Consider the following 26,537-nt stretch of genomic DNA (forward strand, 5'->3'; position numbering starts at 1 on the left):
CGCGAGGGCGCTTACAGCCCTTCGTGCCCCGGGGTGGTACAGTAAACGGTGCCCGTCTGCGGGTCGTAAACGTAGGGATTGTGGGAGCTGGGGCAGGAGGTCACGCCGATCCGCAGGTCCTCAAGCGACTTGGGCGGCGCCTCGCTGGAGATACGATGGGCGGCGACGGCCTGGCGGATGCCGCGCAGGTTCTCTTGGCACTCCACCTTGCGCGCTTGCTCGATAGCGGCGCCCGCGGGCGAGAGCCCCTCACCGCTGGGGCCGACGGCGCCCCCGCCGCCGGGCCCCACCGGGCCGCGCTGACCGTACACCATGTACACCACCAGAATGATGATGACCGTCACCACCAGCAGCTCGATCAAGGTGAGAAAGCCCGCCTCAGAGCGATTCCGTTTCAACTTCCGCTCCTTCGGTCGCCGCCAGCGGCTCGATCAGCATCAGCAGTTGTCCGTACTCGACCGGCGCCCCGTCGGACGCCAGCACCTCGCGCACGATGCCGGCGGCCGGCGCCACAATGTCGTTGGGAACCCGCATCGCCTCGATCGCCCCGATCACCTGGCCGCGGGAGACGCTGTCGCCCGGCGCCACCCGCTGCCCGTGCTCGCCGGCGGCGCGGAAGGTGCCTACCAACGCCGCCGCTACCGGCAGCAGGGCCGGCCCCTGGGCGCTCGCGCCCGGCGCCTCCGCCGCGGACGGCTGCCCCGACCGGTCGGGGTGCTGCGCCCCTGCCGCATCCTCGTCCACGGGGTCGCGCTTGAGGCTGACCTTGAAGTCCGGGAACTCGATTGCGAGCTCACTTACTCCCGATTCGCGCATGACGGCGATGAGCTCCCGCACGCGTTCCAGTTGCAGATTGGGCTTCGCCATCGCTTGCTTCGTCCCGTCAGGCGGAGATGCGCTCCAGGTACTGATCGCTGCGAGTGTCCACGCGAATGAGATCACCCGGATTCAGGAACAGTGGAACTTCCACCATCGCCCCCGTCTCCAGGGTCGCAGGCTTGGAGCCCCCGGAGGCGGTGTTGCCGCGTAAGCCGGGGTCGGTGTGGGCGATCCGCAGTTCCACCGAGTCGGGCAACTCGACGCCGATGAGGCGGTCGCCGTGCATCGCCACCGCCACCTCCAGGCCCTCCTTCAGGTAGCGGGCCCGATCACCGATCTGCCCATCGCTGAGCGTGATCTGGTCGTAGGTATCCAGGTCCATGAGCACGTAGTCGGACCCGGAGCGGTAAAGATACTGCATGGGCCTGCGCTCGACGTGGGCGGCTTCCATGCGCTCGCCCGCGCGGAAGGTGCGATCGAAGACATTGCCGGTGCGCATATTGCGCAGCTTGGTGCGGACGAAGGCGCCGCCCTTGCCCGGCTTGACATGCTGGAATTCGGCGATCTGGAAGACCTCACCCTCAAGCTCGATGGTGAGACCGCGCTTGAAATCAGCGGTGGATATCATCTGTGCGCATCTGCCGGTGAAGGAATAATGCGGGCGCTCGCGGCCCAAGTGGAGTGTACTATCGGCCGCGGCAAAAGTCAAGGACGTGGGTGTGTTCGCGGAACGTGGGGACCGGAGAATAAACTCCCCCTCCAGGGCTTGGCACTACCCACTTCCTGCGGGGGCCCTTCTCACCAGGTGAGCAATCCAACGGGCGCGCGGTCTAGCGGTCCCAGGCGATCTCCACTACCTGCCCCGCGTCGGCTGACTGCTCCATCGCCGCGATCACCCGCGTGGCCGCCAGGCCGTCCTCGCCGGTCACCAACGGCGGGCGATCCTCGACCACGCACTCGACGAAGTGGCGGATGCTCTCGACCGCGAACCCGCCCGGCTTACCGTGCACGGTGGGCATGACGAACGTATCCGGGTAGGCGGCTTCGGTGGCGGTATAGCGCTCCAGCATGCGATGGTGGCTGCCGTCAATGTAGAGCGCGCCCTCGTCGCCCACGATCTCGCACTTGAGGTCAACAATGTTGGGCGTGGTCTGGGGCAGGATCCAGCCGTTCTCCATCAGCGCGGTGGCGCCGCTCGGGAATTCGAGGGTGACCTGGTAGTAGTCGGGGGTGGCGATGCCGCGCGCCGCCAGCACCCGCGAGCGCCGCACGCAGTAGACGCGCGTCGGCCGCTCCCCCAGTAGCCAGTGGATGGTGTCCAGGCAGTGGCTCGACAGAAACCACGCGACGGTGGACTTGCTCGCCCAACTCAGCATCTGCGTGGGCACCCAGATGGTGTCGCTGAGCCGGTAGTAGAGGTACATCGGCTTGCCGATCTCTCCCGCGTCGAGCGCGGCCTTGGCTTTGAAGAACGGGGGGCTCCAGCGATTGTGGAAGTCCACCATGAGCTTGACCCCCGCCTGGCGCGCGGCGGCGATGATCTGCTCGCACTCGGCGACGGTGAGGGCGAGCGGCTTCTCCACCAGCAGGTGCTTGCCCGCCCGCAGCACCGCCAGCGCGGGCGCGGTGTGCGCGAAGTCGGGGGTGGCGATGCCGACCGCGGCGATGGAGTCATCGCCCGCGATATCGCCGATCTGCGTCGTCCAGCGCCCGGCGTTGGCGCTCTGCGCGACCACGCGCGCGCGCTGCTCGTCAGCGTCGCACACCGCCGCCAGCTCGACCGCCGGGTGTTCCGCGAAGATGCGGGCATGGGTGGTTCCCCAGGTCCCCGCGCCGATCACCGCAAACCGTAATCGCTTCATCGTGTTCTCCCTGCGTAAGGGCCGTTCGCGAACCGCCCTTACAACTCTGCGGTCTCCGCGGTGGAATCCCTTCCGCCCGGGTTCAGCCGCGCACGAACCCCGGCCCGCGCAGCACCCGTCCGGGGAGCGCGCCCGTGAGCTCTCCGTCGCGGGCCACCGCCCGCCCATTGACCCACACGCCGCGAATCCCTGCCGGGGGCTGGATCGGATCGTCATAGGTGGCGCGGTCGGCGATGCGGTCGGGGTCGAACAGAACGAGATCGGCGTAGGCGCCGCGGCGGATAATGCCGCGGTCCTCCAGCCCCAGGCGGCGCGCCGGCAGGCTCGTCAGCTTGCGGATCGCCTCGCTGAGGCCGATGGTTTTTCGCTCGCGCACATAGTGCCCGAGCACCCGGGGGAAGGTTCCGAAGGCGCGCGGATGCGGCTTGCCTCGCGCCAGCGGCCCGCTGGTTGCGCGGGCGGCGGCGTCGCTGCCCACCATCACCGCCGGGTGGCGCAGCACCCGCTCCACATCCTGCTCGCTCATGGCGAACCGCACCATCGCCACATGCCCGCGCTCGCGCACCAGCAGCTCGATCACCGCCTCGGCCGCGCTCAGCTTCAGCCGGCGCGCCACCTCCGCCATCGTCAGCCCTTCCGCCCAGCGACACTCTTCGCTCATGACCTGCGAGACGCGGATGCGCTCCCAGTCCTGGCGCGGGCGGCCTTTCAGCTCCGCGGCGGCGCGGCGCCGGACTTGCTCGTCTTGCAGGCGGTTCGCCGTTGGCTCCGCCCCGCCCTCCTGCGCCCACTCCGGCAGCAGCACGTAGAGTGCGGTGGCGGTCGCGGTGTAGGGATACTGGTCGGCGGTGACCTCCATGCCGTCTGCGCAGGCGGCGTCCAGCCGCTCGAGGCTGCGCTCAACTAATCCCCAGTTCGCCTCCCCGCACACCTTATGGTGCGAAAGCTGCACCGCGCATCCGGCGCGTCGGCCGACCTCGAGCGCCTCCTCCACTGCCTCGAGCAGCCGCGCGCCCTCGCTGCGCACGTGGGTCGCATAGAAGCCGCCCATCTCCGCCACCGGCCGGCACACCGCGGCCAGTTCCGCGGCATCGGCCGCGATGCCGGGCGGGTAGATCAATCCGCTCGACAGGCCGCACGCCCCCTGGCGCATCGCCGCCGTGACCAGCTCCTGCATGGTGCGAATCTCGGCCGGCGAGGCCGGCCGCCGGCGATATCCCATGGCCGCCGCGCGCAGGTTGCCATGCCCCGCCAGGCAGGCGAAGTTGAGCCCGATGCCGCGCTGCTCCAGCAAGTCCAGGAACTCCCCCAGCGTCTCCCAGGCGACTTTCATGTCGAATTCGGCCAGAGCCGCCTGCGCCTCGGCGCGCACCGTCTCGACCATCGGCCCGGGCGAGTCCCCGCAGTTGCCGCCGACCTCGGTCGTCACCCCCTGCAGCACCTTGCTCTCCGCGTGCGGCGCCGCCAGCAGCAGGTGGTCGGAATGACCGTGGAGGTCAATGAACCCCGGCGCCAGCGCCAGCCCCGCGCAGTCGAGCACCTCGTAGGCGCACGCGCCCTCCGCGTCCCCGACCAGGGCGATGCGGTCGCCGGCGACGCCGGCGTCGGCCACCACCGGCGGCGTCCCCGCGCCGTCATAGACGGTGGCCCCGCGGAAAAGGAATGTCAGGTCGCAAGCCATATCTCCGTTATCCTCGCGCCGATGCAGCGGCCCCAGCCTATTCAACGCTGTGGATCGCCGGCCCCGCGACTGACATATTGCTCTTGCGGCTGCCCCCAGAAGGCGCCCTTCAGCAGGTGCCGGATCTGCCCGCGCTGGACGATGCGATCGTAGTTGTCGGCGCAGAAACGGGCGATGCCCGCGGTCTGGGCCGCGGTCGTGATACCGGTGTACACCGCGAACGCCGATCCCCACACCGAGGGCTGCGGCCAGCGCTCGCTGGCGGCGACGAAAGCTTGCGCTCCGTCGTCCCACAGGCCGACGAGGCCCGCGCGCACCCGCTCGGCTTCCGCGCGCCAGGGGGCCGCCCGACCGTCGTCGCCCGCCGCCGCGAACATCTCCGCCAGCTTGCGGCAGGCGTCCCACAGCAGCACCGAGCTGAACTGCTCGTCGCCCATCAGCGGCACGCAGTCCATGAAACTGTACGGGCGGAACCGCCTCGGGTCGGCGATGGTCACCAGGCCGTTATCGGGGTTGCGCGGCACGAAGCGCAGTCCCCGCTCCAGGGCCTCGGCGGTGCGCAGGAACGGCTCCAGGTCGTCGTGCAGCCTCCAATACTGGTGGCAGACGATGACCATGAACGGCGACTGATCGGTGGAGCCGTGCGCGCTGAGCTGGTCATCATCGGGGCCGGGCGAATAGATGCCGACGCCGTCGGCGCGCACGCGGTCGGGCATGCAGCCGTCCGCGCGCTGCGCCGCCGCCAGCAAGCGGTAGCCGTCGCGCAGTTCCTGGCGCGTGAACGCCTGGGGGCTCCCCTCGATGGCGTAAGACCAGTCGCGCACCCAGAACGCACGGTACCATCCGCTCGCATCGGGGGTGAAGATGCGCACGCCGTCCTTGCCGACCGCGGATCCGGCGCGGATGATGCGATCCGCCTGGGCGCCTAACCATGCTTCGTCCTCGTCGAGCCGGGTCTCCAGGGCTTGCCCCAGGTGCTCGCTGCGAGCCGCAAGGTGCGCCCGCAGCCGCCGCACCCCGGCCAGGGGCATGCTCGCGCTGGCGACGTAGTCGGCGACGCCGCGCGCATCGCGGTTGATCCACTCGTTGATGCCGGCGGCGCGGAAGTCCGCCACCGCGGCGCAGAATGTGGCGGCGGCGCGTTCCACATCCACCCGCATCAGGGCGTCCATGAACCATGCCAGCGGCGTCGCCCAGTAGCCGCCGTCCTGGTAGCGGCCGTCGTCTCTGAGCGCGGACACGTGGGTATTTCCCACTGGCAGCATGCCTCCCCATCGGCGTCGTTGGGTCATTCCCGCTGATCCGGCGCGGCTCCTCTCGCGTTTTGCCGCCGCCGCGCGGGCCTGGTATAATAACTTTCGCCATGAACGACCCCGACACCCGCACGGCTGACGCGGAGGGTTTGGCGCGCGCGCGCCGCCTGGTCGAACGCCGCCTGGAGCGCTACCTGCGGCGCAGCCGGTACCGGCTGTTCCCCGACGAGATGGTGGTGCGCAGCCTGGTCACGCGCCTGGCGCGCAACCTGCTCGAGCGTGGGCGGCAGTACTGCCCCTGCCGCAAGGTCGCGGGCGACCGCGACGCCGACCGCCCCAACATCTGCCCCTGCCGCAGCCACCGCGACGAGATCGCCCGCGACGGGCACTGCGAATGTCGGCTGTTCGTGAGCCAGGAGTTCGCCGAGCGGCATGGAAGGATACAGGCCGCGGATGAACGGTGATCGGCAGGACCAGACAATTCGGAAACCTATGGGAGGAGACAACATGGCACTCGCGATTGGGGACCGGGCGCCCGCTTTCAACCTGCCGGGCGTGGACGGGCGCAACTACGCGCTCGCGGATTTCGCGGGCAAGCGGGCGCTCGCGATCATCTGGTCGTGCAACCACTGCCCGATGGTGGTCAGGTACGAGGATCGCATGGTGGAACTGCAGCGCGACTACGCCGACCGGGGGGTGCAGGTGGTCGCCATCAACTCCAACGACGTCGCCCGCTACCCCGATGACAGCTTCGAGCGCATGGTCGAGCGCGCGCGCGAGAAGAGGTTCAACTTCCCCTATCTGCGCGATGAAACTCAACAGGTGGCGCGCGCCTACGGCCCGGCGGTGACCCCGGAGGTGTTCCTCTTCGACGCCGAGCGCAAGCTGGTTTACCACGGTCGCATTGACGACAACCCCGATGATCCGTCGGCGGTGCGCCGCCGCGATCTGCGCGAGGCGCTGGACGCGCTGCTGGCGGGCGCGCCAATCGCGACCGCCGAGACCAACGCCGTCGGCTGCGGCGTGAAGTGGAAGTGACCTGCGGGCGGGGCAACAGCGGACGCAAGCCGCCCATTACCACTACAAACTTATCCGCCGCGGCGGAATCGCCGCCGGCGGACCTACTCATGTCCCATCACTGCAGCAGCAGATTGGGGACTTGACCCCACCGAACCGCAAAGGAGCGTTGCCGTGAGTCTGCCCGGATTCGACCCTGGAGTGAGCTTTCTTCCCTTGCTGTCAAATGCGGAGACCCGCTCGATCTCCGCCGAGAACCCGACCGGGGCAAAGGCCGCTGGAGCGCTGGAGTCACCGGATGCCTCGAGCGCCGGCGCCGACCTCGGCAAGGGCTGGAAAGTGCGACCGTGCATCACCTTGCCCAAGGAATCAACCTGCACCCTCGCCGAGATCAAGGGGCCCGGCACGATTCAGCATATCTGGATAACCGTCGCGGCGAAGGCGTATCGTGATTGCGTGCTCCGCTTCTATTGGGATGGTGAGGAGACTCCGTCCGTTGAAGCGCCCCTGGGTGACTTCTTCGCCAACGGTCACGGCCTCCGCTACAACGTCAGCTCGCTGGTGGTGGCCGTCAATCCCAGTGGCGGTTTCAATTGCTATTGGCCGATGCCGTTCCGTGAATCGGCCCGCGTGACCATTGAAAACCAGCGCTGGGAGGACATTGCCGGCTTCTTCTATCAGATTACCTACGCTCTAGGCGAGGTCCCGCCGGAGGCCGCCTATTTCCATGCGCAGTGGCGCCGCAGTGTGACCCCGCGGGAAAAGCCCGAGCATGTGCTGCTCGAAGGCGTCGAAGGCAAGGGCCACTACGTGGGGACTTTCCTGGCTTGGACCCAGCTCGCCAACGGCTGGTGGGGAGAGGGCGAGATCAAGTTCTTCATTGACGGCGACGGCGAGCACCCCACCATCTGCGGAACCGGGACCGAGGACTACTTCGGCGGAGCCTGGGGGTTCGGAGACACCTACTGCACGGCTTTCCTCGGCTATCCGCTGTGGCGGCGGGAGCCGGGGGAGGTGCCGAAGCATGGGCTGTATCGCTGGCATGTACTCGACCCGATTCGCTTCCGCCAGGACCTACGGGTCGCTATCCAGGCTCTCGGCTGGTGGCCGAACGGGAGGTATCAGCCTCTAGCCGATGACATCGCCTCCACCGCCTTCTGGTATCAGGCCGAGCCCCACGCTGGATTCCCGGCTTTTCCTCCGGCAAGCGCACGCTGGCCGAGGTAGCCGGTAGGGGCAAGGCATGCCTTGCCCCTACTTCCCGCGCTCTTCCAGCGCCGCCTGGTAGAGCCGCCCGCGCGGCAGCCCCGTCGCCGCGGCCACTTGCCGCGCGGCATCGCGTAGGGATGTACCTTCGCCAACCAGCCGTCGCACCTCGGCGCCGGCGGCGTCGAAATCCCGCGGCTGCGCTGCGGGGGCGCCGGCACCCTCGACGATGAGCGTGATCTCGCCGCGCGGCTTGGCGGCGGCGAAATGCGCCGCCAGCTCCGACAGCCGCCCGCGCACCACCTCCTCATGCACCTTGGTCAGCTCGCGCGCCGCCGCCGCCCGCCGGTCGCCGAAAATCTCCTGCATGTCAGCCAGGCATGTCTGCAGACGATGCGGCGCCTCGTAGAATACCAGCGTTTCCGCCCGCTCGCGCAGGCCCTGCAACGCCCGCCGCCGGGCCGCCTTGCGGCTGGGCAGGAACCCGTGGAACGCGAACCGTTCGCCCGCCAGCCCCGACACCACCAGCGCCGTCATCACCGCCGTCGGCCCGGGGACGGCAACCACCGCAACGCCCGCCGCCAGGCAGGCCGCAATCAGCTCCGCCCCCGGATCGCTGATCCCCGGCATGCCGGCGTCGGAGACGACGGCGATGTTCGCCCCCTGCCGCAACCGCCGCACCAGGGACGCCAGCTTCGCCGGCGGACTGTTCTGATGGTAGCTGGTAATGGGGGTGTGGAGCTCGTAGCGCGCCAGCAGCTTGCGGGTGACGCGCGTGTCCTCGGCGGCGATGAGGTCCACCTCGCGCAGCACCCGCAGCGCGCGCAGGGTGACGTCCTCCAGGTTGCCGATGGGGGTGCCGACGACGTAAAGGGTGCCGCTGGTGTTTGCCACGATCGTGCCCCGACGCCTTGCACCTTCGACGAGGCGCGCCGCGCCACCTCCAAATCCCCCGCGCTGGCAGGTCATGGGTAGTGAATGCAGAATCCGCTGGTAGAACGCATATTCGCTACAGGAGGGCCGCCGGATGGCCGCTCCCAACAAGACCAAGGCGGTGAAGAAGGCGGGCGCGCCGGGCAGTGCGAGAGAGAGAGTAGAGCGCCTGGTGCGCCTGGCGAAGCGCTCCGGGGCAGTTGACGTCAAGGCCATCGGCTCCGATACGGTCTTCACCGCGACCTGGGTGCGGTTGAAATGCCAGTACGGGTGCGGGGGGTATGGCGGCTGCCTCACCTGCCCGCCGCATTCGCCAACCCCGGAGACGACGCGCAGGCTGCTGGATGAGTACGAGACCATCCTGCTGGTGCACTTCGCGGGCGGGCGGGATGTGCGCAAGGTGATCGCCAAGCTGGAGCGGGCGGCGTTCCTGGACGGGTTCTACAAGGCATTCGGCATCGCCTCCGGGCCGTGTTACTTGTGCGACGAATGCAACCTGGAGTCGTGTGTGCATCCCCACGAGGCGCGGCCCTCGATGGAGGCGTGCGGGATAGATGTCTATGCGACCGCGCGCGCCAACGGCTTCCCCATCGAGGTCTGCCGCACCCGCGACGCCGAGCAGAATTACTACGGGCTGCTGCTGGTGGAGTAGGGGACGCGGAATCCGGCACCCCAATGCTACGGAGGAGCGAAAGGTGATTCGAGTCGGCATATACGGCGGCAGAGGTTACGTAGCGAGGGAGCTCGCGCGGCTCATCGCTGTTCATCCGGATGCAGAGCTTGCATGGTGGCACAGCCGGGAGGCAGGAACGGTCGAGGATGTGCATAGGAATCTCTTGGGTACGCAGTTGCAGTTCATTGCCGGGGAGGGCACCCCGGACGCAGACGTGGTCTTCTTGTGCACTCCTGTGGGTGTCGCCATGGAAGTTGCGCCGGACCTGCTTCGCCGGGGCAGCAAAGTGGTCTCGATGGCTGCGGATTTCCGTATAACGGACCGGAGCGTCTTCGAGAGTATCTACGGGCCTCATCGCAGTTGGGAGTTGCAGAAGATGGCCGTGTACGGCATTCCCGAGCTGCATCGAGATGCAATCCGCGCCTGCGATCTGGTGGCCAATCCCGGATGCTTCAGCACAGCCGCTATCCTGGCGCTCGCCCCCTTGGTGCAAATGCCTAACGTTGATGCGGACCACTTGGTTGTAGATGGCATCTCGGGAACGTCCGGCGCCGGTGCGACGCTGGATCGCTCCGTGCACCATCCGGAGATGTGCAGCACGGTGATCCCATACAACGTTGTCGGCCACCGTCACACGTACGAGATGGAGGAGCAGCTTTCACTGGTGGCCCGTCGTTCCGTATGTGTCCACTTCACCTCCCACTACGGCCCCTTCAGCCGCGGCATTCTGGCGACATGCCATGCATTCGCGGATCCATTGCCGACCAGAGATGATCTGCTCGACCTGTATGATGCGTTCTATGCCGAGCAGCCGTTCGTGATCGTCAATAGGCTATCCGGCAGTCCGCAAGCGGCGTGGCACTACGAGTCGTACCCGAGTGTGCTGGATGTGGCGAGCTCGAACTTCTGCCAGATAGGCATGGATGTAGATCCGAAGCGGCGCCGCATTGTGATCTTCGCGGCGATCGACAACATGGGCAAAGGAGCATGTTCGGCGGCTGTGCAGAACATGAATCTGATGTTTCGGATTGACGAGACAGCAGGCATCAGCATGCGAGGCCTGGGCATTTGATCGTGCCTCGCTGGTTGAGCGACAGAGTCATTGCCGCGGCGCGTTCGAGAGAGGGTGCGAGGGCACGGCCTTCCACCCTCACCCGTCCCGACCAGTCGGGACGACCTCTCCCTTGAAGGGAGAGGAGTTGGCACATGGCCTTAGGCGTAACCGATTTCATTGAACAGCTCCGCGCCCGCGCGGGCGCCGGGCGGGTGGCGCATATCGAGCATCTGCCCGCGCGCGAGGCCGAGTTCGCCGACCTCGATCCGCCGCTGCCCGAGGAACTGCGGCAGGCCCTCGCCGATCAGGGCATTGAGCGCCTCTACTCACACCAGGTCGAGGCGATCGAGCATCTGCGTGCCGGCAAGCATGTAGTGGTCGTTACCTCTACCGCCAGCGGCAAGACATTATGTTATAACCTGCCGGTGCTGGAGCGTTTGCTCGCCGATCCGCAGGCGAAGGCGTTCTACCTCTTCCCCACCAAGGCGCTGGCGCAGGATCAACTGCGCGGGCTGCGGAGGTTCGGGGATGATGCAGGGGCAAGGCATGCCTTGCCCCTACGGTGCGGCACCTATGACGGCGACACGCCCGCCTCCACCCGCCGCCGTCTGCGCGCCGACGCCAACATCATCCTCACCAACCCCGACATGCTGCACACCGGCATCCTGCCCTACCACAGCCGCTGGTCACGCTTCTTCGCCGATCTGAAATACGTGGTGGTGGACGAGATCCATACCTACCGCGGCATCTTCGGGTCCCATGTCGCCAATGTCCTGCGGCGGCTGCGGCGCATCTGCGAGCACTATGGGGCGACCCCGCAGTTCGTCTGCTGCTCCGCCACCATCGCCAACCCGGTCGAGCTCGCCCAGCGCCTGACCGGATTGGAGATGGCGGAGATCAGCCGCGACGGCTCCCCCCGCGGCCCTAAAACCTTCCTGCTGTGGAACCCGCCGCACCTCGACGCCGCGCACATGGAGCGCCGCTCCAGCCACGACGAGGCCAAGGAGCTGCTGGTGGCGCTGATGGCGCGCGGCGTGCAGACCATCGCCTTCACCAAGACCCGGGTCGCCGCGGAGCTGCTGTTTCGCTATGCCCAGGAATCGCTGCGGAAAGCAGCGCCGGAATTGGCTGACACGCTCAGCCCCTACCGCGCGGGCTACCTGCCGGCCGAGCGCCGCGAGATCGAGCGCCGGCTCTTCTCGGGCGAGCTGCGCGGCGTCACCAGCACCAACGCCCTGGAATTGGGCATTGACGTGGGATCGCTGGATGCCTCGATCATCGTCGGCTATCCCGGCACCATCGCCTCCACCTGGCAGCAGGCGGGTCGCGCCGGCCGCGGCGCCGAGGAGGCGCTGGCAATCCTCGTCGCCTACAACGATCCGATAGACCAGTACCTCATGTGCCACCCGCAGTACTTCTTCGGCCGCTCGCCCGAGAACGCGGTGATAGACCCCGAGAATCCCTACGTCCTGGCCGGCCACCTGCGTTGCGCCGCCTTCGAGCTGCCGTTGCGCCCCGACGACCGGCGCTACTTCGGCGAGCTGACCGATTCCATCGCCGCCATTCTCCAGGACGCCGGCCAGGTGCAGCGCATTGACGGCGACTGGTACTGGGCGAGCACCGACTACCCCGCGGCCCAGGTCAACCTGCGCACCAGCTCCGACGACACCTTCACCATCATGGACGCCTCCCGTGACAACGCGGTCATCGGCGTGGTGGATGCCATCAGCGCGCCGGAGCTGGTGTATCCCGGCGGGGTCTATCTGCACCAGGGCGAGACCTACCTGGTGCGCGAGCTCGACCTGGAGGCGCGCACCGCGCGGGTGGAGCGCCGTGACCTCGGCTACTACACCCAGGCGGTGCTCGACGCGAATATCCGGGCTGGCCGGGCCGAACAAGAATGTGTGTGGCGCGGCTGGGGCGTTTGCCACGGCCCGGCGACCGTGACCTGGGCCACCACCGCCTTCAAGAAAATCAAGTTCTACTCCTTGGACTCTGTCGGCTACGCCAAGCTCGACCTGCCCCCGCAGAGCCTCGACACCGCCGCGACCTGGCTCATCCCCGACGAGCAGACCCTGGAGGCGGTGCGCGCCGCGGGGCGTCGGCCTATCGAGGGGATGGTGGGGATTCGCAATGTGCTGGTGCACGTGCTGCCGCTCTACGCCATGTGCGATCGCACCGACTTGGGGGGGATCGTGGATTCCAGCAACACCGGCACGCCGACCATCTTCCTCTACGACCGCTACCCCGGCGGCCTGGGCTTCGCCGAGAAGGGCTACGAGATGGTGGAGGAGATGATGCGCAGTTGCCTGGCGCTGATCCGCGAATGCGAATGCGAGGCGGGGTGTCCGTCGTGCGTGGGCTCGCCGGTAACCCTGCCGCCGCAGCACGGCGACCCCGACGTGGGGGGCGGTTATCCCATCCCCGACAAGGAGGCGGCGCTGGTGATCCTGCACCGGCTGCTGGGTGGGACCGTCCCTGGCGGGGCAGGCGTATCTCTTGCCAAGCCTATCTCTGCTGCATTCGCAGCCGAGACGGCTGTGCCACCGAGGAATATCGCGCCCGCTGCCGACCGTATCGCCGAGCGCGTGCGCCGCGCGGGGCGACGCCGGCGCATCGGCATTCCCCCGCCGGGGGAGAAGGCTTCCGGCGGTGACTGACGAAATGAACGGCTTCGGGAACCTGGAGCTCGGCAGACGCTCATGACTACCGCGCTGCGCGATCAGCTTTCATACTTGCAGCGGAATCGCGGCCGGGCGGGATTGCCGCGCGGACGACGGGGCACCACCGCGGGTGGAGCGCGGGTCTCTCTGGATCCCGATCTATCGGGGCCCCCGCCCGGGCCATGCGGCACCCCGACCGCCCTCGACCTCCGGCTGGCCGCCACCGAGCAGGGGGAGTTGCTGGTATGGGAGAAAAGCATCTCCGCGGTCTGGTCCCAAGCCGGGCAGGTGACGCAGAGCCTGTGGGCGGCGCTGGATGGCGCGGGGGCCGGCGCATCGTCCGCAACTGAGCTGGAGCCGCTGTCGCGGGTGGACCCGACGCGGGTCGGCTGGGTGGACATCGAGACCGCCGGGTTTATCGGACGTCCGGTCTTCCTCGTCGGCCTGATGCGGCCGGTTGACGGCGAATTGGTGATCACGCAGCTCCTGGCGCGGGACTACTCGCAGGAGCGGGCGCTGCTGGCGGCGTGCGCGGCGCTGGTGGCGGAATTGGAGGTGCTGGTGACCTTCAACGGGAAGTGCTTCGACCTGCCGTTCCTGCGCGATCGCATGGCGTATCACCGGTTGGCGGGGGAACTGGAGGTGGAGGCGGTGGACCTGCTGTGGGCGGCGCGGCGGCGCTGGCGGGGGCGGGTGCCTGATTGCCGCCTGCAGACGCTGGAGCGGCACCTGTGCCGACGGCTGCGCGCGGGCGACATCCCCGGGGCGGAGATCCCGCAGCGCTACCACGATTTCGTGCGCAGTCGGGAGGCGGGGCTCATCGCGCCCGTCATGCGCCACAACCGGCTGGATCTTCTGACCATGGCCGAGCTGTCGGCCTTGCTGCTGGGGGAGCCATGAAAAAAGCCGAGCCGGACTACTACGCGGTGATGGGGGTGAAGCGCGATGCCGCGCTGGGCGCGATCAAGCAGGCGTATCGGGAGCTGGTGCGCCGCTATCACCCGGACGCGGCGAGGGATGACCCACAGGCGCCGCGCGAGTTCGCGCTGCTGCAGATGGCCTACGAGACGCTGTCCGACCCCGCCAAGCGCGCGCAGTACGACAAGTCCCTGCCGCGGCAGAAATATCCGCTGGCCGAGCTTGAACCCGAGCATCTGTGGCGCGAGGCCACGGAGCTCATTCTCGAGCGCTCCGATGCCTTCGAGATCATGATCCAGGCGATGCGCGCGGCGGCGCCCATCGCCGTCGAGGGCAACCTGCTGGTGGTGGGCCTCGCGGGCAAGGATCAGTACTTGTCCGGGCACCTGGAAACCCCCGCCCACCGCCATCGCATCACCGGGGTGCTGCGCGAGGTCTCGGGGCAGGAGATCGAATACCGCGTGATTGAAGGCACCACCCAGGAGGACTGGGACTGGGTCAAGCGCGCCGAGGGGCGCAAGCCCCACCTCGAACCATCGCCCCCGCCCCCGGGCGCCAAGGCCGGGAAGGAGCCCCTTAAGGAGCGCCCGGCGAAAGCCCCCCAGGTCACAGCCTGGGAGCTGCTGGCGCGCAAGATCCAGAACACCTGGCAGAACACGCCCAACCGCCAGCACCCGCTGGCCCGCGCCGAGTTCGTCCTCACCTGCGTCAACTGGATCTCCGAGGAGGCGAAGGCCGCCTCCGGCGATGGCGCCCAGCGCGACGCCATCCACCGCGAGGTCGGCAAAGCGGTCGAGCGCATCGCCCAGCTCCTCGACCTGCCGCCGACCGTGGTGGCGCTGGAGCTCGTGCGCTCTCAGCCCCGCCGGCGGGCGAGTTGAGGCGCACCGGACACACATTCCCCCGCGGCAGGGAGGATCCCATGGGACGAGTTCACGACCTCCTATTCGCCGGACCCACGCTGATCGTCAGCTTGCCCGATAATTCACTCGACCTCACGTGGCGCGTGTCGCCGAGCGCTCCACGGCTCCTCCTGCTGGCGGGGATACCCTCGCCGCAGGTATGGTCGCTCAACCGGACAGGGGTGATTGGGCTGCTGGAGGCACTGGGGATGAGGAACTTCGCGGAAGCCTACCGTGAGTACTATCTATCCGCGTGGGTCTATTTCCTGTCAGGGTACTCCGACTCCGCGGCCGCGCGCAGCACGGTGGCCGCGGCAATTACCGCTCTGCGGTTAGCGGCAAACGCGGCCGAGACGGTGGGTGCAAGCGAAGCCAGATCACTGTGACGCTGCCGGTTCGGAGGCTGGGCTTTTCGGCCGCGACGCGAGTCGGGGCGCCATTCGAGACGACATGACCACATGTGGGCACGATACATCGAGGGAAACCGAACTTGACCAATAATATCGGTCAACAGACCAATAATGTTGGTCAATCCGGCTTGGGGCAGCTCTTTGCCTCCCCGACCCTCGTCGCCCTCCTGCGGCTGTTCGTCTTGCGGCCGGGCCAGGCTTTCTACCAGCGCCAGTTGGCGCAGGCAGTAGGGGCGCGGCTGTACTTGGTGCAGCGAGAGCTCGGCCGGCTGGAGAACGCGGGCCTCGTGACGCGGACGCCCCAAGGCAACCGCGTTTACTATCGGCTCAAATCGCGCCACCCTGCACTCGACGACCTCAGGCGACTGCTGCTCAAGACGGTCGCCATCGGCGACGCCCTGCGTTCGGCGCTCCTGCCGCTGGAGGAGCGAGTGCTGGTCGCCTTCATCTACGGCTCCTTCGCAAGCGGCAACGAGACTGCGGACAGCGACATAGACCTGCTGGTAATCGGACGCCTTTCCGCGAAGGAGGCGGCTCGTGCACTGGGCCCGGTGGGGCGCGATCTCGGGCGCGAGTTGAATGCAGCCTTCTACCCGCCGGAGGAGTTCCGCAAAAAGGCTCGGGACGGGCACCATTTCGTTAGCCAGGTGCTGGCGGCGCCCAAAGTGTTCTTGATCGGGGGCGAGGATGAGCTTGCAGGACTTGCTGGCTGAGGGCAGGCTCCGCAGACACGAGACGTCGGCGGATGAAGTTAGCGCTCTCTTGCAGGTATCGGAGCGCGACCTTGCGGACGCCGTGATTGCCGCGCTTTCGACCGACCGACGTTTTGCGACCGCCTACAATGGCGCGTTGGCGCTCGCAACAATGGTGCTGCACGCGGCCGGTTATCGTGCATCGGGAGCCGGACATCACTGGGTGACTCTTCGGGCGTTACCGCTCATCATGGGGGAGCAGTTTCAGGCGAAGGCTGATTACTTTGACCAGTGTCGCTCGAAGCGCAATATCGCCGATTACGATCGGGTGGGTGAGGTCGCAGACGCGCAGGTCGCCGAACTGGTCGCGGAGACCCGGACGTTTCAGGGCGAGGTGTTGCAGTGGCTGCGAGCGATCCACCCGCAGCTTGCGCCGGAGGGTTAGCTTCCTGGCATGTCTAAACACGCCTACGAACTCCTATGCGCCGGACCCACGCTGATCGTCAGCTTGCCCGATAATTCACTCGACCTCGCGCGCGCCGCCGCCGCAGGCGGCGCGCACGCGCTCAAGACCCATATCAACGTCCACCACGACGCCAGCGGCACCCACTTCGGCTCGTTGGAACAGGAGCGCCCTCGCCTGCAGGCCATCCTCGACGCGGTGAACCTGCCCGTGGGCATCGTCCCGGGGGTCACTGACCCCCTGCGCCGCGACGAGCTGGAGACCCTCGCCGACATGGGCTTCGATTTCGTGGACACCTTCGCCCACTGTTTCCCGTCGTGGCTGATCGGCAATGCGGCGCCGCCGCCCCGCGGCGTGAGCTTGGAGCAGGCCCCGGCGGTGAAGCGCATGACGCGGGTGATGGCCATAGACGTGACTTACAGCGCCGAGGCGGCGACGAGCCTGGCCGCGGTCGGCATGGAGGTGCTGGAGGCGGCGGTGATCCCGCACGACCAGTACGGCCGGCCGCTGACCGCCGCCGACCTGGCGCTCTACTCGCGCCTGGCGCAGGCGGTGCCGACGCCCATCATCGTCCCCAGCCAGCGCCGTTTCGAGCCGGACGATGTCGCCCATATCGTCGCCGCCGGCGTCACCGGCATAATGATCGGCGCCATCGTCACCGGCGTCGAAGCGGCGAGCCTGGAGGCGGCCACGCGCGGTTTCCGCGCCGCCCTGGACGAGCTGGCGGCCTCATGAGACCGCCCGGCGCGGCCACGGCGAAGATCCCCGCCTTCGCCCTGCTCCCCCTGGACGACCGGCCGCCCAACCTGCAATTCCCTCGCCGGCTGGCGGCCATTGGCGGGCTTGAGTTGCGCGTGCCGCCGCGGCGACAGCTCGGTCGCTTCCTGCGCCCGGGCGACACCGAGGCGCTGGGGCAGTGGCTGGCAGCGGTCGCGGGCGAGGTGCAGGGGATAATCGTCTCCTGCGACATGCTGGCCTACGGCGGGCTGGTCGCCTCGCGCACCACGGAGGTGACTCAGCAGGCAGCGGCCGCCCGCGTGCGCCGGCTGTGCGATCTGCGACGGCGTTTCCCGCACCTTCGCATCCACGCCTTCGCCGTCATCCCGCGGCTGGGGCTGACCGTTTCATCGCCGCGGTTGGCCAAGCTCGGCCCCATGCTGGCGCGCTACGACGCGCTGCGCCACCGCCCGGCCCTGGAGCCGGCGGAGGCCGAGGAGCTGACGCGGCTGGGGGCGGCGCTGCCGCCCGCGGTGGTCGCCGGCCACGCGGCCATGCGGCGGCGCAATCTCGCGGTCAACAAGGAGCTCGTCGGGCTGGCGGAGCGGGGGGTCGTGGATTACCTGGTGCTGGCGCAGGAGGACGCGCCGCCCAGCGGCCCCCACGTCGCCGAGCAGGCGGAGCTGGCAACGGAGGCTGCGTCGCGCGGCGTCGCCGAGGTGGTGCGCATCTTCCCCGGGGCGGACGAGCAGGGCATGGTTCTGCTGGCGCGCGCGGCAGGAAGGGCATACGGCGCGATCGTCCGGGTGCAGGTCATGTGCAGCACGCCGGGTGGGACCGAGTGCCTCGCGCTGTTCGAGGATCGGCCGGTCGGCCGGACCTTGGCCGGCCAGATCGAGGCGGCGGGGCTGGAGATCGCGCCCACCGCGCAAGCCGCCGACATCGTCCTCGCCTTGCATACGCCGCCGACCCCGACCCAGGACGATATCACCTGCGTCGCGCCCGGCTCCGCGCCGCCCGCGGAGTTCATCGGCCGCATCGCGCAGGCGACTGCCGCGGGCCGGGCGGTCGCGCTCGCCGATGTCGCCTACTGCAACGGGGTTGACCCGGCGCTCATCGCCGCCCTCGCCGGCCACCGCGCGCTGCCGCGCCTGGCCGCCTTTGCCGGCTGGAATACCGCCGGCAACACCATCGGCGCCGCCCTGGCGCACGCGGCCCTGCGCGTGATGGGCGCGCGCGCGACCGCCGGCAGCGCGCCCCGCCGCGCTCATGTCGAGTTCCTGTTCGAGCGCCTGCTCGACGACTTCGGCTACCAGACGGTGGTGCGCGCGCAGGCCTATCGCTTTGCGCGCGAGGAGCTGGGAGCCTATCCGCTGCACCTGCGGCGCGGGCGGCGCCGGGCGGCGGAATACGTCCGTCGCCGGCTGGGTGATGTCGCGCGCGGGCTGTTCGCCGCGCATTTCGCCGGCGTCGAGGTGGACCGCGCGCGCATCGCCGAGCTGCGCGACCTGCGCATACGCCTGCCGTGGCCGCGCCTGTTCGAGGTCGAGGTGGAGGCGCGCATCGCAGTCACCGCGTGAGGCCGCGGCTCGTTGATTATCCGCTTGCCTTTGCGCACACCCGGAGGAAGCCGCACCTGCCGCACGCCTGCCCCTCCCGGCGCGGGAAATCGCCGCCAGCGATACCCGCCAGCGCGCGCTGCAAAGCGGCGGCTGCGTGGTCCAGCATCTCCCCGGTGATGGCGAAGGTCTCCGGCTCCCCGGCGTCGGCGTCGAGATAGTAGATCATCCCCCGCGTCGGCGCGACCCCCAGCAGCTCCCGGCAGGCCAGCGCGTAGAGCACGACTTGGCCGCGATACTCCTGGTCGTGACGGGCGCCGGTCTTGTAGTCAACGACCATCCACCCCCCCGCCCGCCGCCGCAGGACATCCGCCTTGCCGCGCAGCAGTCCGCCGTCGAGGCGCAGGACGAACGGCGTCTCGCGCTGGAGCGCGCCCGCCTCCCGCTGCGCCGCCGCCAGGTCATCCCACAGCGGCCCGCGACGGAATCGCCGCAGCACCGCCTCCGCGTCCGCCCGCGCGTCAGCGGGCAGATCGGCGAGCAGGCGCGTCAGCTCCTGCTCGAAATCCGCCTGCAAGTCCAGCTTGCTCAGTAGCTCGTGCAGGCGTTCGCCGCGGGTGGATGGGTCCTCGTCGCCGCGGTCGGCGGCGGTTCGCTCCTGCTCCCCGTGCGCAAACCCCGGCTCGGGCAGGCGCGCGATGTCCGCCAGCTCGTAGCGGCGCGGGCAGGCCGCATAGCGCAGGGCGGCGGTGGCGCTGATCGTCACCTGGGCGGCCGGGGGCGCCGGCCTGGCGGTCACGCGGGCCGCCACCGCTTGCGCCTCGCGCACCAGACCCTCGACCTCCGCCTGCCGGTCGAGAGCTGCAATCTCCAGCTCTTCGCCCGCTTCGAGTTGAGCGCGAAAACGCACCGCCAGCGGTCGGTCCGTGCGCCGCTCGGCCCCGACCGGTCGGGGCGCGTCGCTGCGCACGAGGACCGGGACCTCGCCAGCCTGCATAACCCGCCCCTGCGGCGGCGGCAGCTCGTCGAGGCCCAGGAACTGCATCACCCACTGCGCCCAGCTTCGAAGGCCGGCGTAGGGCCGGTCGAGCGACGGGGCCTTAACCCGGCCCGGCTCGTCGGCGCTCGTGCTTCGTAGCGAAGAAGCCTCGCTACTTCGCAGAGTAGCATCGGCTTCCACACACCCCGACAGCAGCAGGTGCTCCTGCGCGCGCGTGCACGCGACGTAGAACAGGCGCGTGTCCTCGGCGCGGTCGGCGGCGATCGCCGCCTGCTCCAACTCTTCGTAATCCGGCGGCTTCGCCGTCTCGTCGCGGAGGGGATGCTTGAGCCGCAGCGCCAGCTCTCCGCGCGACGACAGCAGCGCCGGCTTGGGGTCAAACCTGAGCCGCCGCCCGAGATCGGCCACGACCACGATCGGCGCCTCCAGCCCCTTCGCCTGGTGGATGGTCATCAGGCGCACGACATCGCTGTCCTCGGCCTCGGTGGCGGCCTCGGTCTCGCGCTCGGCGAGGACTTGCAGGTGCTGCAGGTGGTCGAGGAAGTCGCGCGGCCCGAAGCGCGCCTGACTCTGGAAGGCGAGGGCGAGCTGGCGCAGCTTCTCGAGGTTGGCGTAGCGGCGGCGTCCGTTGCGCTGGCACAGGAGCTTGAGGTCGTAATCGGTGGCGCGCACGGCGGTCTCCAGCACCTCGGCGACGTGGCTGCCCGCCGCCAACTGGCGCAGGCGGTGGAACAGCGGGCGGAAGGCCGCGGCGCGCTCGCGATCCGGCGGCGCGAGGCCCCCCAACTGCTCCGCGCGCTCCAGCCCCGCGGCGATGCGCCCGGCGCCCTGAGGCGGCGGCTCGTCCTCATCGCGCGGCCCCGATGGCGCGGGCGCGCCGAGCCAGTAGAGCCCGGCGTCGCCGACCCCCACCAGGGGAGAACGCAGCACCGCCGCCAGCGCGACATCGTCCAGCGGGTTCTCGATCGCCGCCAGCAGGTTGCGCAGATCTTGCACCTCCTGCGTGTGGTAGAACCCGCGCCCGCTGACCGTGTAGTAGGGGAGGTCGTAGCGGCTGAGCGCATCCTCGTAGCGCTGGATCTCCGTCGTCGCGCGGAATAGCACGAGCACGTCACCCGGGGTCGCCGGGCGCACGCGCTCAGCCCCCGTCAGGGTCAGCGCCGGGGAATTCCCAAGCCCCACCAGCTCCCCGATGCGCCGCGCCAGCGCATCCGCCTCCCGCGCGCGCGCCTCGCGCAGGTTCCGTCCCTGCTCCACCAGCAGCGCCTCCACCCGCGGCCCCGCGCGCTCGCCGAACTGCCTGCCCGGCGCCAGCCCGCCGGCCGTCAGGCCCTGCTGCGCCCACAGCTCGCCGAAGAAGGCGTTGGTGAATGCCAGCACCGCCGGATGGCTGCGGAAGTTGCGCGCCAGCGCCAGGTTCGCCCCGCCCCGCTCGGCGAGGGCGGGCTCGCGCTCCCGGAAGATGTCCACGTCGGCGTAGAGGAAACGGTAGATGGACTGCTTGGCGTCGCCCACGGTGAACGACCGGCCGGGGCGGATGATGGGCGCCACCACCGCCATTTGCAGCCGGTTGGTGTCCTGGAACTCGTCCATGAGGAAGAACCGGAAGCGGTCGCGGTAGCCAAGCGCGGTCGGGGTCGGCTGCTCGGGCGTGCCGAAGAGGTCGCGCGCTGCGGTCAGCAGATCATCGAAGTCGAGCAGCCCCTGCTCGTCCTTGGCGGCGCGGTAGGCGGCGTCGAACTCGCCGAGCAGCTCGCGCAGCGCCTGCGCGCGGGCGCTCGCGCCGATCCCCAGCAGCCCCCCGGCGAAGGCGAGGACGCCCTGCTTCGCGTCCGCGATGATCGGCTTCTGCTCGCGGGCGCCGACGTTGCCCTTGAAGAGCCGGGCCGCCTGCTGCAACTCGTCGTACGCGCCCCAGTCGAACTCGCGCGCCTCCAGCAGGGTGGCGACTCGGTCCCCGGTTTCCCGCGCCGCCGCCAGTGCGTTTCTGAGCGCCTTGCTGGCCGGCGCCTGCGCCAGCGCCAGTGCCGCCGCAACCGCTGCGCGCGCTTGGTCGGCGAGCGCACCGAGGTCCGGCGCGGCCGCGGTCACCAGCTCCGCTGGGCGCTTGCCCAGGCGGCGCGCGTGCGCGTAGAGGGAGAGCACGATTTCGCGCAGCTCCGGCAGCGAGAACTCCGACAGCAAGACCTCCGCCGGCCCCGCGCTGGAACCAGCGCCGGGCATGAGCGCGTCGAACACCTGGCGCTGAAGCATCGCCGCCGCAGCCTCCTGGAGCTGGGTGAAGTGAGGGTCCACCCCCGCCTCGAGGGCATTCTCACGCAGCACGCGCGCGCAGAAGGAGTGGATGGTGCCGATGTAGGCGGTCTCGACGCGCCGGCGGTCGTCGGCACGGCCGCGGTCGGCGAAGCGGCGGACGATGCGCTCCTTCATCTCGCGCGCCGCCTTCTCGGTGAAGGTCAGGGCGAGGATCTCGTCCACCGCCGCCCGCCCCTGCTCGACGATGTGGGTGAAGCGATGGGTGAGCACGCGCGTCTTGCCGGTGCCCGCGCCGGCGGTGACCAGCACGTCGCGGTCCAGCGTCTCCACCGCCGCCTGCTGCTCCGGTGTCAGCACTTCATCCGCCACTACCGATTCCCCCGCTGCGACTGCAGGGCGCGCAGGGTCCACGCGTCCATGCGGCAGATCCCCCGGTAGCCGCACCACGCCGGGCAGTCCTGGCGCGGACCCCGCGGCATCTCCCCGCGCCGTATCCGCCCCACGCATTCCCGCGCCACCTGCGCCGCGGACTCCAGCTTCGCCTCCAGCTCCGGCGCCGGCAGCACCAGGTTGCGCACCGAGTCATGCGTCGCCAGCCCCTCCGCGGCGTACATTCCGCTGCGCTTGCCCGCGGCGATGGAGGCGTACTCCGCCCCCGCCACCGCCAGCCCGAACACCTCCCGCGCCGCCAGCGCATACAGCGGCGCCTGCACCAGCGCCCCCGCCTCCAGCTCCCGCAGGTCGCGCAGCTCCTTGCTCAGCTTGTAGTCCACGATCACCGCCGCCCCCTCGGGCGTCAGGTCCACCCGATCCATGCGCCCGGCGATGAGCACCGGCCGCCCGTCGAGCCCCCCCAGGTTGAGGCATTCCTCCCGCGACGCCGGATCGGCGCGTCGGTCCGCGGGGGACCCGAATTGCAGCTCGAAGTACGCCGGGCGCAGGCCGCGGGTCGCCGTGTCCCGCAGATCGGCCTCCAGGAACCGAGCGAGCAGCGCGCCCAGTCGGCGCCGCTCGATCGCCCTGTGCGCCGCCGGCAAGTTGGCGAAGCGCGACTGGCGCCTCAGGCAGTCGTCCAGCATCTCCCGCCCCCGCGCTATCACCGCCTCCTGGTCGCGGGCCGTGACCGCGATCGGCCCCCCCGCCTGGTCGCGCCATTCCCGGTAGAGGCGGGCCAGCGCCTCGTGCAGCACCAGCCCGTAGTCCACCGGCGCGATCTCGCGCTCGACCGGATGCAGCTCCAACAGCTTGTCGCAATAGTACAGGTAGGGGCAGGTGAGGTATGCCTCCAGCTCGCTGGGGTGGTAGGGGCCTGCGCGCGCCGCCAGCGCGGCGAGCAGGTCGGGATCCGACAGCACGTCGGCGTAGGGCGGGGCGGGGCGCATGTAGTCTGCGGGCCGCGCCGCCTCGCTGCCGATCCATGCGTTGTAGTGCGCCGCTTGCAGCGCCTGTTCGCGCGGCGCCGCGCGGCGGGCGAATCCATGCCAGATGCACGCCGCCCAGTCGCGCGCCGACACCGCCTCGGCCGGCGCCGGCGTCAGCTCCGAGAACCGCCGCCGCCGGTACAGCCGCTCGTCGTCGCCGAACAGGCGGCTGACCTCGTTGACGTAGAACGACGGCAGGCTCTCTTTCGCCGCCTCGTCCGCCGCCGGATAGGTCAAGTACAGTCGCTCGCTCGCGCTCGTCACCGCGCGCCAGAAAAGCAGCCGCTCCTCGTCCTGGCGCTCGGTGGAGAGGGCGAGTCGCATCGGCTGCGCGGGGTCCGCCGCCGCCGCCAGCAGCCGCCGCTCGCGGTCGCGCAGGAACGGGTCCTCGCGCACCTGCGCGGGCAAGACCTTCTCCAGCAGACCGGCCACTAACACCACGCGGTAGCGCTGGCCGCCCAGGTCGGTGGCGTCGTGCAGGGCGACGGCGTCGGCCGGGCGCGCCCCGGGGCGATAGGCGGCCTGCGCGATCGCGCGCTCCAGGCCCTCGCAGAACTCCTGCCACCGCGGCCGGCGTTCCTGCAGCCCCGCCACCTCCTCGACCTCGGCGATGACCTCCTGCAAGCGGTCGCGCGCCTGCTCTTCGTCGCGCCGCGTGCCTGGATCATCCGGGGGCTGAAATCCCGCGACCAGTGCGCGTACCGCCGCCGCCATCTCCGCCGCCGCGCCCGCCTGGCGCAGGCGATCCTCCAGCTCGCGCACCGGGGCCAGCGCCTGCTCGCGGGCCGGCAGCGTATCATCATCCCGCCACTGCGCGAACCAGAGGTCCCGCCCCTCGCGCACCCCCAACTCCCACGACCGCACCTCCGCCCGCGCCCGCGCCACCGCCTCCCCCGGCAGCACCGGCGACTTGAGCGCCGACCCCACCGCCGCCGCCGGCCAGCCTTCGCGCACAATGCGCAGGCATTCCAGCAGGGTGCGCCCGGCGGCGCTCGCGCCCAGGGATTCCGTGCGCCCGCGCACCGGCACCTCGAAGCGCGCCAGCAGATGCGCGAAGCGCCCGCGCGCCTCGTCGCCGCGGGTGATGACGGCGATGTCGGCATAGCACGCGCGCCCGTCGGCGACGAGGCGACAGATCTCGCGCGCCACCTGCTCCGCCTCCTGAGCCGGGCTTCCCGCCTCCATGATCACCACTGAGCCGTCGGGGGGCTTGACCTGCGCCGCCGGATCGAACAGGCCCGCCGCGAGGTGACCGAGGTTGGCGGCATCATCGGCCGGCGGCGCCACCCGCGCCTCACACCCCGGCAGCCGCTTCAGGGCCTCCAGCGTGCGCGCGGAAGCGGCAAGCGCCTGCGGGCGACGCGGGTCGTGGCGAAGATGAATGAACACCTCGTCGGCGCTCTCGGCGATGGCCCCCAGCAGCCGCATCTGCACGCGGTGGAAGTCCCGGAAGCCGTGGAAGAAGAACCGCGTCACCGGCGCCAGGATTCGCGGATCTTCCTCCAGCGCGTTCACCGCGTGCCACATCAGCCCCTCACCGTCGTGCCGGGGATGGGCCGGGTCCTCCAGCAGCGTCTGGTAGCGCTCATAGAGGACCAGGAGATCCCCCAACTTGGCGCGCAGCGGCGCCTCCGTTTTCGGCAATCCATCCGCCGCCGCGCGCAGGTCGGGGGGGTGGATCATCGCCAGCTTCAGCTCGCCGATAAGGTCGCCCAGGGCGGCGGCGAAACCGGGGAAGCGCTGCACCCGGCGGAAAGTCGGCAGGTCGGCGTCGGCGACCTGCGCCTCGAGCAGCAGCGCGCGCTGCAGGTTGGAGAGGTTGCGTCCGCCCAGGCGTCGCGCCTCCGCGATGTCGCGCGCGAGGTCGTAGAAGGTGCGCAGGGGCCGGCCGAAGATGCCGGGCAGATCGAACTCGCGCAGCAGGCGTTCGGTGAGGTGGTCGGCGGCATCGCGCGTGGGCACGATGCACAGCATCCGCCCCCACTCGTCCCCGGCCAGGCGGCGCGCTAGGCGCGCCAGCCACTCCTTGTCGGCCGCCTCGCCGCCCGCGCTGACGAGAACCTCGACCCTCGACATGCCCGGCTTCCCCTTGCGCTTGCTGCCCATACGTTCTTCTGCGGGCAGGCCGGGCAACCTGCGGGACCGGAGCGCGGCAGCGGCGACGTCGCGCGTGGGCGGCGGGTGGGGGGGCGCAAGCGAGGAACGTCAGAAAGGGCGGCGGCGGGCCCTCAGCGTCCCCGGCTGGTGAAGAGCGCGATGATGCGCACCAGCAGGAAGCCCGCCACCGTTGCCAGCCCCACCGTCCCCAGCAGGGCCAGCAGGAGATCGGACTGCGCCACCTGCACCGCGTCGTTGAGGTCCAGCACCTGGGCCGTCAAGGTGGCCATGCGAAAGGATAGCAGGGCGCCGGCCGCTGCGATCAGAAACGACTGGAAAAGAACGATGATGAGCTGCGAAGCCGGCAGCGGCTGACGGATGGGCTTGGGCTTGGGCGCGTCGCCGACGGTCACCTCCAGCGCGAAGTGATCCACCGCCGCGCCGTTCTCGATCGAATCGTAGGACAGCTTGAGCAGGGCATAGCCGGTGCGGGCGGCGCGGAAGGTCCACAAGCGGGTTTGATCCGCCTCGTCCAGCAGCCACACCGTCTGCGTGTTGGTGGGCGACGACACGACTGCCAGCACGTTGGCGTCAACCTCCACGTGCCAGCTCGCTGCCGCATCGGTCTCCGGCAGGCTCAGCTCCAGCAGGTCGCCCACACCCAGCCGGATGGACTTGCCGTCGTCTTCTTTACCAACGGAGACTTTGGTTTGCACCTGGCTCTCCCGCGCGAGACGCCCCGCAGGTAATCATTCCGCATGACCCCACCCGTTCCTGCCAGCGCGCGCGGGATCAGCGGCGCGCGCCGTTGCCTCCTCGGCGATGCGGCGCGTTCGCGGCAAGCCCAGGTCGCGCAGCGCCTGGCGCAGTCGCGCTTCGCTCGCGCCCCCCCCACGGATTTCAGAGCAAGAACCCGCAACTCCTTCGCCTCCCCCAGGGGG

23 protein-coding genes are annotated in these 26,537 nt (G+C 69.7%); 13 read left to right on the forward strand and 10 right to left on the reverse strand.

The window, feature by feature from the left end:
- Positions 1-11: 11 nt before the first annotated feature.
- From VM221_01245 to VM221_01270, 6 genes are all read right to left on the reverse strand, one after another.
- A complete protein-coding gene (locus VM221_01245; protein ID HUT73441.1) occupies positions 12-398 on the reverse strand; it encodes a hypothetical protein in 387 nt (128 codons plus the stop codon).
- Positions 379-867: an acetyl-CoA carboxylase biotin carboxyl carrier protein subunit gene (locus tag VM221_01250; GenBank protein HUT73442.1), complete on the reverse strand. Its 489-nt coding sequence runs from the start codon at positions 865-867 to the stop codon at positions 379-381. The genes VM221_01245 and VM221_01250 overlap by 20 nt, the downstream gene beginning before the upstream one ends.
- Positions 868-883: 16 nt before the next feature.
- A complete protein-coding gene (gene efp / locus VM221_01255; GenBank protein ID HUT73443.1) occupies positions 884-1,447 on the reverse strand; it encodes an elongation factor P in 564 nt (187 codons plus the stop codon).
- Positions 1,448-1,649: 202 nt separating this feature from the next.
- Entirely contained in the window at positions 1,650-2,681 is a 1,032-nt protein-coding gene (locus VM221_01260; GenBank protein HUT73444.1) for a Gfo/Idh/MocA family oxidoreductase, read from the reverse strand.
- Between the two features lie 82 nt (positions 2,682-2,763).
- Positions 2,764-4,362 carry a D-aminoacylase gene (locus VM221_01265; GenBank protein ID HUT73445.1) on the reverse strand — a complete coding sequence of 533 codons (1,599 nt, stop codon included), beginning with the start codon at positions 4,360-4,362 and terminating at the stop codon, positions 2,764-2,766.
- Positions 4,363-4,403: 41 nt separating this feature from the next.
- Positions 4,404-5,603: a hypothetical protein gene (locus VM221_01270; GenBank protein HUT73446.1), complete on the reverse strand. Its 1,200-nt coding sequence runs from the start codon at positions 5,601-5,603 to the stop codon at positions 4,404-4,406.
- 122 nt (positions 5,604-5,725) lie between these two features.
- Here VM221_01270 and VM221_01275 point away from each other — a divergent pair, with 122 nt between their 5' ends.
- From VM221_01275 to VM221_01285, 3 genes are all read left to right on the forward strand, one after another.
- A complete protein-coding gene (locus VM221_01275; GenBank protein HUT73447.1) occupies positions 5,726-6,079 on the forward strand; it encodes a ferredoxin-thioredoxin reductase catalytic domain-containing protein in 354 nt (117 codons plus the stop codon).
- A 43-nt stretch (positions 6,080-6,122) separates the two neighbouring features.
- Entirely contained in the window at positions 6,123-6,653 is a 531-nt protein-coding gene (locus tag VM221_01280; protein ID HUT73448.1) for a thioredoxin family protein, read from the forward strand.
- Positions 6,654-6,806: 153 nt separating this feature from the next.
- A complete protein-coding gene (locus VM221_01285; protein HUT73449.1) occupies positions 6,807-7,859 on the forward strand; it encodes a glycoside hydrolase family 172 protein in 1,053 nt (350 codons plus the stop codon).
- 27 nt (positions 7,860-7,886) lie between these two features.
- Here VM221_01285 and rsmI read toward each other — a convergent pair whose 3' ends face one another.
- Entirely contained in the window at positions 7,887-8,732 is an 846-nt protein-coding gene (gene rsmI, locus VM221_01290) for a 16S rRNA (cytidine(1402)-2'-O)-methyltransferase (protein ID HUT73450.1), read from the reverse strand.
- A gap of 133 nt (positions 8,733-8,865) precedes the next feature.
- Between rsmI and VM221_01295 the strand changes: the two genes are divergently transcribed.
- The 10 genes from VM221_01295 (at position 8,866) to VM221_01340 (ending at position 18,843) form a co-directional block, all read left to right on the forward strand.
- Entirely contained in the window at positions 8,866-9,423 is a 558-nt protein-coding gene (locus VM221_01295; GenBank protein HUT73451.1) for a DUF2284 domain-containing protein, read from the forward strand.
- Positions 9,424-9,466: 43 nt separating this feature from the next.
- A complete protein-coding gene (argC, locus tag VM221_01300) occupies positions 9,467-10,516 on the forward strand; it encodes an N-acetyl-gamma-glutamyl-phosphate reductase (GenBank protein ID HUT73452.1) in 1,050 nt (349 codons plus the stop codon).
- Positions 10,517-10,650: 134 nt separating this feature from the next.
- Positions 10,651-13,158, forward strand: coding sequence for a DEAD/DEAH box helicase (locus VM221_01305; protein ID HUT73453.1), 2,508 nt, complete (start codon positions 10,651-10,653; stop codon positions 13,156-13,158).
- 42 nt (positions 13,159-13,200) lie between these two features.
- Positions 13,201-14,061, forward strand: a complete 861-nt coding sequence (locus VM221_01310) for a ribonuclease H-like domain-containing protein (protein HUT73454.1) — start codon at positions 13,201-13,203, stop codon at positions 14,059-14,061.
- Entirely contained in the window at positions 14,058-14,960 is a 903-nt protein-coding gene (locus VM221_01315; GenBank protein HUT73455.1) for a J domain-containing protein, read from the forward strand. The genes VM221_01310 and VM221_01315 overlap by 4 nt, the downstream gene beginning before the upstream one ends.
- Before the next feature lie 41 nt (positions 14,961-15,001).
- Entirely contained in the window at positions 15,002-15,367 is a 366-nt protein-coding gene (locus VM221_01320; GenBank protein ID HUT73456.1) for a hypothetical protein, read from the forward strand.
- Between the two features lie 104 nt (positions 15,368-15,471).
- On the forward strand, positions 15,472-16,104 hold the full coding sequence (locus VM221_01325) for a nucleotidyltransferase domain-containing protein (protein ID HUT73457.1): 633 nt from the start codon (positions 15,472-15,474) through the stop codon (positions 16,102-16,104).
- Positions 16,085-16,528, forward strand: coding sequence for a hypothetical protein (locus VM221_01330; GenBank protein ID HUT73458.1), 444 nt, complete (start codon positions 16,085-16,087; stop codon positions 16,526-16,528). Before VM221_01325 ends, VM221_01330 begins: the two co-directional genes overlap by 20 nt.
- A gap of 9 nt (positions 16,529-16,537) precedes the next feature.
- Positions 16,538-17,281, forward strand: a complete 744-nt coding sequence (locus tag VM221_01335; GenBank protein HUT73459.1) for a hypothetical protein — start codon at positions 16,538-16,540, stop codon at positions 17,279-17,281.
- The gene (locus VM221_01340; GenBank protein HUT73460.1) at positions 17,278-18,843 is read left to right on the forward strand and encodes a DUF4127 family protein; all 1,566 of its coding nucleotides are present in this window, start codon (positions 17,278-17,280) and stop codon (positions 18,841-18,843) included. The genes VM221_01335 and VM221_01340 overlap by 4 nt, the downstream gene beginning before the upstream one ends.
- Before the next feature lie 16 nt (positions 18,844-18,859).
- On the opposite strand, the gene VM221_01345 is transcribed toward VM221_01340, so the two are convergent.
- The 3 genes from VM221_01345 to VM221_01355 all read right to left on the reverse strand — a co-directional run bounded on the left by VM221_01345 (position 18,860) and on the right by VM221_01355 (position 26,312).
- Positions 18,860-22,447 (reverse strand): UvrD-helicase domain-containing protein, encoded by a 3,588-nt coding sequence (locus VM221_01345; protein HUT73461.1) that lies wholly within the window; start codon positions 22,445-22,447, stop codon positions 18,860-18,862.
- A complete protein-coding gene (locus VM221_01350; GenBank protein HUT73462.1) occupies positions 22,447-25,575 on the reverse strand; it encodes a PD-(D/E)XK nuclease family protein in 3,129 nt (1,042 codons plus the stop codon). The genes VM221_01345 and VM221_01350 overlap by 1 nt, the downstream gene beginning before the upstream one ends.
- Positions 25,576-25,727: 152 nt before the next feature.
- Positions 25,728-26,312: a protease inhibitor I42 family protein gene (locus VM221_01355; GenBank protein HUT73463.1), complete on the reverse strand. Its 585-nt coding sequence runs from the start codon at positions 26,310-26,312 to the stop codon at positions 25,728-25,730.
- Between the last annotated feature and the right edge of the window lie 225 nt (positions 26,313-26,537).

The organism is Armatimonadota bacterium (assembly GCA_035527535.1).
GTDB lineage: Bacteria > Armatimonadota > Hebobacteria.